The 5750-nt window shown below is 52.6% G+C and carries 4 protein-coding genes and 1 pseudogene; 3 read left to right on the forward strand and 2 right to left on the reverse strand.

Going from position 1 to position 5750, the window contains the following annotated elements; translation table 11 throughout:
* Positions 1-324 precede the first annotated feature (324 nt).
* Positions 325-471 (reverse strand): hypothetical protein, encoded by a 147-nt coding sequence (locus IR141_RS11890; RefSeq protein ID WP_167743204.1) that lies wholly within the window; start codon positions 469-471, stop codon positions 325-327.
* Positions 472-788: 317 nt separating this feature from the next.
* Here IR141_RS11890 and IR141_RS11895 point away from each other — a divergent pair, with 317 nt between their 5' ends.
* Positions 789-3251 (forward strand): heavy metal translocating P-type ATPase, encoded by a 2463-nt coding sequence (locus tag IR141_RS11895; RefSeq protein WP_135037554.1) that lies wholly within the window; start codon positions 789-791, stop codon positions 3249-3251.
* A gap of 367 nt (positions 3252-3618) precedes the next feature.
* Here IR141_RS11895 and IR141_RS11900 read toward each other — a convergent pair whose 3' ends face one another.
* Complete coding sequence (locus IR141_RS11900; protein WP_135037557.1) at positions 3619-3852, reverse strand: hypothetical protein; 234 nt, start codon at positions 3850-3852, stop codon at positions 3619-3621.
* A 421-nt stretch (positions 3853-4273) separates the two neighbouring features.
* Here IR141_RS11900 and IR141_RS11905 point away from each other — a divergent pair, with 421 nt between their 5' ends.
* Together IR141_RS11905 and IR141_RS11910 are read left to right on the forward strand one after the other, a co-directional pair.
* Positions 4274-5323, forward strand: coding sequence for a nitronate monooxygenase family protein (locus IR141_RS11905; protein ID WP_135037559.1), 1050 nt, complete (start codon positions 4274-4276; stop codon positions 5321-5323).
* A 311-nt stretch (positions 5324-5634) separates the two neighbouring features.
* A pseudogene (locus IR141_RS11910) lies at positions 5635-5750 on the forward strand (IS1595 family transposase); the annotation flags it as partial.

Raw genomic sequence — 5750 nt, forward strand, 5'->3', positions numbered from 1 at the left:
TGTGACCAAAGACCAGTTTTTTTTTTTAGGTGTGTATAACGGCATACGAGATTAGGTTTCTGCCTGTCTCGTGGGCTCGGAGATGTGTATAAAGAGACAGGGTTTCTTCTGTTGCCAAGGGTGTCGGGCGCGGTCTCGGTATGTTGCTGTCTGAAAACAGCAGCGGTTTGGGTTTCAGTAATTACGCATTTTCAGACGGCCTGTTATCAGAAAAACGGGAAAAGGTGTTATTCACAGCTTGCCCAATCAATAATGATACAGCCCGACCAGCGGCCGTTATGCGGGGATCAGGGGGGGGGCTGTATTGTGTTGCTCGTGTTGCTGTTACACGGTTGTGTGTGGTGTGCGTTTGAGTGTTTTTTTCTTGAAAGGGAACAGGCTGTTGTAAACCGCCCAAGCTGCCAAGCCGGTGTAGCCGAGCATAAACAATACGCCGATAACGGCAAAAATGGGCATCAGGCGGTCAATCATGGTTATCTCCGAGTAAAGAAACGTTTTAATATGTGTTGTTTTGTGAGTTTTGTTTTTTGGGTGGTTTGCGGGATTGTGCTTTTTTATTTTTGATTGATATTTTGAAATATCAAAATATTACTTTCAAATTTTATGACTTTGAATTGATATTTTTCTGAGATTGTGTTGTTAATTTATGTAATTAATGGTTTGGAAATTGATAGATTTATGATGGAGGGAGCGGAAAGGAAAGTGTGCGGTGCGGCGTAGAGCCGCAGGCCGTCTGAAAAATGGTGCGCCGTTGCCCGAGCCGGGTGCTGCGCGTACAATTCCGAATCATGAAAAAAACATGTTTCCATTGCGGGTTGGATGTGCCCGACAACATTTTTTTAACCGTGGTTTATGAAAACGAACCGCGCGATACCTGCTGTGCGGGCTGCCAGGCCGTTGCTCGGGGAATTATCGATGCCGGGCTGGGCAATTATTATAAACAGCGGACTGCCGATGCTGAAAAAGCAGCGTTGCCGCCGCAGGAAATGCTCGACCGCTTGAAGCTGTATGACCTGCCGGAAGTGCAGGCGGGTTTTGTGGAAGCCGGTGCGGGTGGTGAGCGCGAGGCGTTGCTGATGCTGGAGGGGATTACCTGCGCGGCCTGTGTGTGGCTGATCGAGCAGCAGCTTTTGCGTACGGCCGGTGTGTTGCGTGCAGATTTGAATTACAGCACCCGCCGTGTGCGCGTGTTGTGGGACGAAGGCCGTGTGCGGCTTTCCGATATTCTGCTGCGCATTCAAAAAAGCGGTTACAGTGCGGCCCCTTATGATGCCGGTAAATTTGAAGAGCAGGCGCAGGCCGAGCGCAAGCATTCGCTGATACGGCTGGCGGTGGCGGGTTTGTCGATGATGCAGACGATGATGTTTGCCGTGCCCGAATATCTTTACGGCCATGAAATCGAGCCGGTTTTTTTGAATGTGCTGCATTGGGGGGCGTTTCTGATGGTGCTGCCGGCGATGTTTTATTCGGCGGTACCGTTTTACCGGGGTATGTGGCGCGATATCAAAAACCGCCGCACCGGCATGGATACGCCGGTGGCGTTGGCGTTGATACTGACGTTTGCGGCAGGGGTTTACAGCCTGCTTGGCGGAGCCGGGCAGGGCATGTATTTTGAATCGATTGCCATGTTTGTGTTTTTTCTGCTCGGCGGCCGTTATATGGAGCAGGTTGCAAGGCGCAGGGCAGGAGATGCGGCAGAGCGGCTGGTGAAGCTGGTGCCTGCGTTTTGCCACAAGCTGAACGGTTATCCCGACAGTGAAAAGGCCGAAGAAGCGGCGGTGGTACAGTTGCGGCCGGGCGATGTGGTGGCAGTGTATCCCGGCGAAGTGGTTCCGGTGGACGGAACGGTGCTGGCAGGCGAAAGCGAAGTAAACGAAGCCATGCTCACCGGCGAGAGCCTGCCTTTGCCCAAGCAGGCAGGCTCGGCGGTGGCGGCGGGCACACTCAACATATCGGGCCCGCTGGTTGTCCGCACCGAACAGGCGGGCGGCGGCACGCGGCTGGCGCATATCGTGAAGCTGCTCGACCGGGCTTTGGCGCAAAAGCCGCGTTTGGCGGAAATGGCTGAAAAATACGCTTCATCGTTTGTATTCAGCCTGCTGCTGATGGCCGTGCCGGTATTCGTGGGTTGGACGATATACGCCGGCCCTTTGCAGGCATTGTGGATTACCGTGTCGCTGCTGGTGATTACCTGCCCGTGCGCGCTTTCGCTGGCCACCCCCACCGCGCTGGCCGCTTCCACCGGTGTTTTGGCTTCAGACGGCATCTTAGTCAGCGGGCGCGGCAGTTTGGAAACGCTGGCTCAGATTGACGATGTGGTGTTCGATAAAACCGGCACCTTAACACGGGGAGCATTGTCGGTTGTTGAAGTGCGCCCGTTGGGCCGTCTGAACGAGTGCCTGGCCGCCGCCGTTGCCGGGGTGCTCGAAGCCCAATCGGAACACCCCGTGGCCAAAGCCATTCTGAATCATGCCGGCAGCCTGGGGGCGGAAGGATACACCGAAATCTGCGCCGAACAGCGCGCAAACTATGTTGGCAGCGGTGTGAGTGCACGGCTCACTGTAAACGGCGAAACACAAATCTGGGCGTTGGGCAAAGCAGATTTTGTGGCGGGCATATCCGGCAAACTGCCCGAGGCAGGCAGAATCGAACACAGCGGCAGCTTGGTTTATCTCGGCAACCAACAAGGCTTTCAGACGGCCTTTTTGCTGGCAGACGAAACCAAAGCCGGCATTGCCGATATGCTGGGCAGGCTGAAAGCGCAGGGCATGAAGCTGCACCTGCTCAGCGGCGACCGCCTGGCCGCCGTAGAAAATCTCGCCCGCCGGCTGGGTTTGGACAGCTACCGTGCAGAGGCTTCGCCCGAAGACAAACTGGCCTATGTGGAAACCCTGCAGCGGCATCGGCGCAAAGTGCTGATGGTGGGCGACGGCATCAACGATGCCCCCGTGTTGGCGCAGGCGGATGTTTCCGTGGCGGTGGCGGGCGGTGCCGATGTTGCCCGCGAAGGTGCCGATGTGATACTGCTCAACGAAGATATGCGCGTGTTGCCGCAAACCATCAGGCAGGCGCAGCGCACCCGTGCGGTGATCCGCCAAAACCTGATTTGGGCCAGCGTTTACAATCTGATTGTGGTGCCGTTGGCTGTGTGCGGTTACGTTACCCCGTGGGTGGCCGCGCTGGGCATGAGCTTAAGCTCGCTGGTGGTGGTGGCAAATGCGTTAAGGCTGTTGAAAAAAGAGGTCGTTTGAACGGTAGGTGTTTTGAAAACTATCATCGGCAGAAACACTTTGTTAGGCCGGAAACTGTTTGGTTATCAAGTAATAAAACAAGGATGCCGTTTGGAAGCCTATTTTTTATAAATAGCTTTCCGAACGGCATATGGTTATCAATCATTATTGGTTAATGATTACATTGGAATTTTCCGGCCCTGCTGATCTCTCGGATGCCAAGGTCTTGAACATCCTACCCCAGAACCGTTACCGCCTGCATAGCCATCGCAGTTAGGATCCGGTTGAGGCTTTCCTGAATAAGGGGTGATTGGTGTGCTGTCTGTAGCAACAGAGCTGCAAGCTGCTAAACAGTAGACGCAGGCAAGCATCAAAAGCTTTTGCATCATTACCACTTTTTAGTGAAAGTAAGCATTGCAGATGCTGGTTGATGGAATGTTCCAATCCCGTTTATATGGGCAAAATTATGACTACAGGAAAAGCCTAAGCCTCCTGCATCAGGAGTATAAGAAATACCGATATTGCCACCGATTGATTGCCCCGGATTACCACCGCCACCGCCGTTTAAAGCCCAAGCACCGCCAAAAATTTTATTCAATTCAGTCATGATAATTTCTTTCATAATACTTATGTTTAACTAATAAATTGTTAATTAAGATAAGTTCTGTAATCATTAACTGTCAGCACATTATCTTGATTAATATTTTGGTTATTTAAAACATATAAAGTTTTTTAATTTTTAGTTTTTTTTGTAAAAAAGTGCTTTATTTTTTAATTATTATGTATTCATTAAATTAGAAATGATTTTGTCTTAAATTGATAAATCATTTTCTATGGTTTTCCATCATTTTTATTCTGATTTCAGTTTGCCATAAGTGGTTGTGATAACTTGGTTTTTTTATATTTAAAGCATATTTTCCGCCATCATTTAGCTTAATGCTAAATAGCCCGTTTGAATCTTTTCAGACGGCCTGAAATTTTATACCGACAATTTTATTGTGTATCCAACATCACCAATTACCAGAATCAAAGGAGAATAAACAATGAATTCTGATACCAAGCGTTTGCTTCAGCTTATCCGAACCCGCCTGCCGCTGATTCAGGCGCCGATGGCGGGCGTACAGGGCAGCAGGCTGGCCGTTGCCGCCTGTCGGGCCGGTGCGTTGGGTTCGCTGCCTGCCGCCATGCTGCCTGCCGAGCGGCTTTGTGCCGAAATCGAGGCCGTGCGGCGGCAGACCAGCCAACCGCTCAACATCAATTTTTTCGCCCATAAACAGCCGCAGCCCGATGCCGCGCAACAGGCGGCGTGGTTGCAGGCGCTGCAGCCGTTTTACCGCGAATTCGGCTTGAGCGGGGCAGACATTGCCGCAGGCGGCGGCAGGCAGCCGTTTGGCGAAGAGCAGGCGGAAATCGTGTTGCGCTACCGCCCGCGCGTGGTCAGCTTTCATTTCGGATTGCCCGACCGGGTGCTGTTGGATAAGGTGAAAAGCAGTGGTGCGGTGGTGATGTCGAGTGCCACCACGGTGGAAGAAGCCCGCCGGCTCGAAGCCGATGGTGCCGATATTGTTATCGCACAAGGTTTGGAAGCGGGCGGCCACCGCGGTATGTTTCTCAGCCGGGATTTAACCACCCAATCAGGCACATTCAGCCTGCTGCCGCAAGTTTGCGCGGCGGTAAAGGTGCCGGTGGTGGCAGCCGGCGGTATCTGCAATGCTGCAACAGCCCGTGCCGCCTGCGATTTGGGTGCGGCAGGCATACAGATCAGCACCGCGCTGATGCTGGCAGACGAGGCCGACACTCCGCCTCTGCACCGCGCCGCCCTGCAAAGCAGCCGCGCGGAACACACCGCCTTGACCAATCTGTTCAGCGGCGGTTTCGCACGCGGTATCGTTAATCGATTTATCCGCGAGGCCGGCTTCGTTAATCCCGCTGCACCGCCTTTTCCGCTGGCGCAAGTGGCGGCAGCCCCGTTGAAAGCGGCGGCCGAAGCGCAAGGTTCTGATGAATTCTCTTCATTGTGGGCAGGGCAGAATGCGCCGCTGGCGGAAACCGGCAGTGCGGCAGAAATTATCGGCAGGATCATGGCAGGTTAGAACGGGCCGGCGGTAATGCCGGCGTAAAATCCGATGTTTCGGAATGAGCAAGGTTTGGCCAAAGCCGGCAGGCTGCGGTCTGTGCCCGTCTCTTCCCAACGGTCGGAGCCAGAAGGCCATCGGGGCAGACGGCGGGGTTTCGTCATCCGATTTCGGCTTTTTCGGAATGCGATATCGCAATACCCTGTTTTTATTTGATAAATATAAATATAGTCCATTGATCTAAATATAGTCCATTGATCGGCAATCTATTTCGAGCCGCTTTTTCTTTTGGGGCTGACGTAGATTAGCAGTCATGATAGGCTGCCAAAATGAAGATAACCCACTGTAAGTTAAAGAAGAGTCTGCAAAGAAAACTGCTTGAATATTTTGTATTGGAAGTAACCGCACGTTCTGCTGCCGATATCTTAGGTATTCAGCCCAATAC

The organism is Neisseria sp. 19428wB4_WF04, assembly GCF_015235335.1.
In the GTDB taxonomy this organism is placed as follows: domain Bacteria; phylum Pseudomonadota; class Gammaproteobacteria; order Burkholderiales; family Neisseriaceae; genus Neisseria; species Neisseria musculi.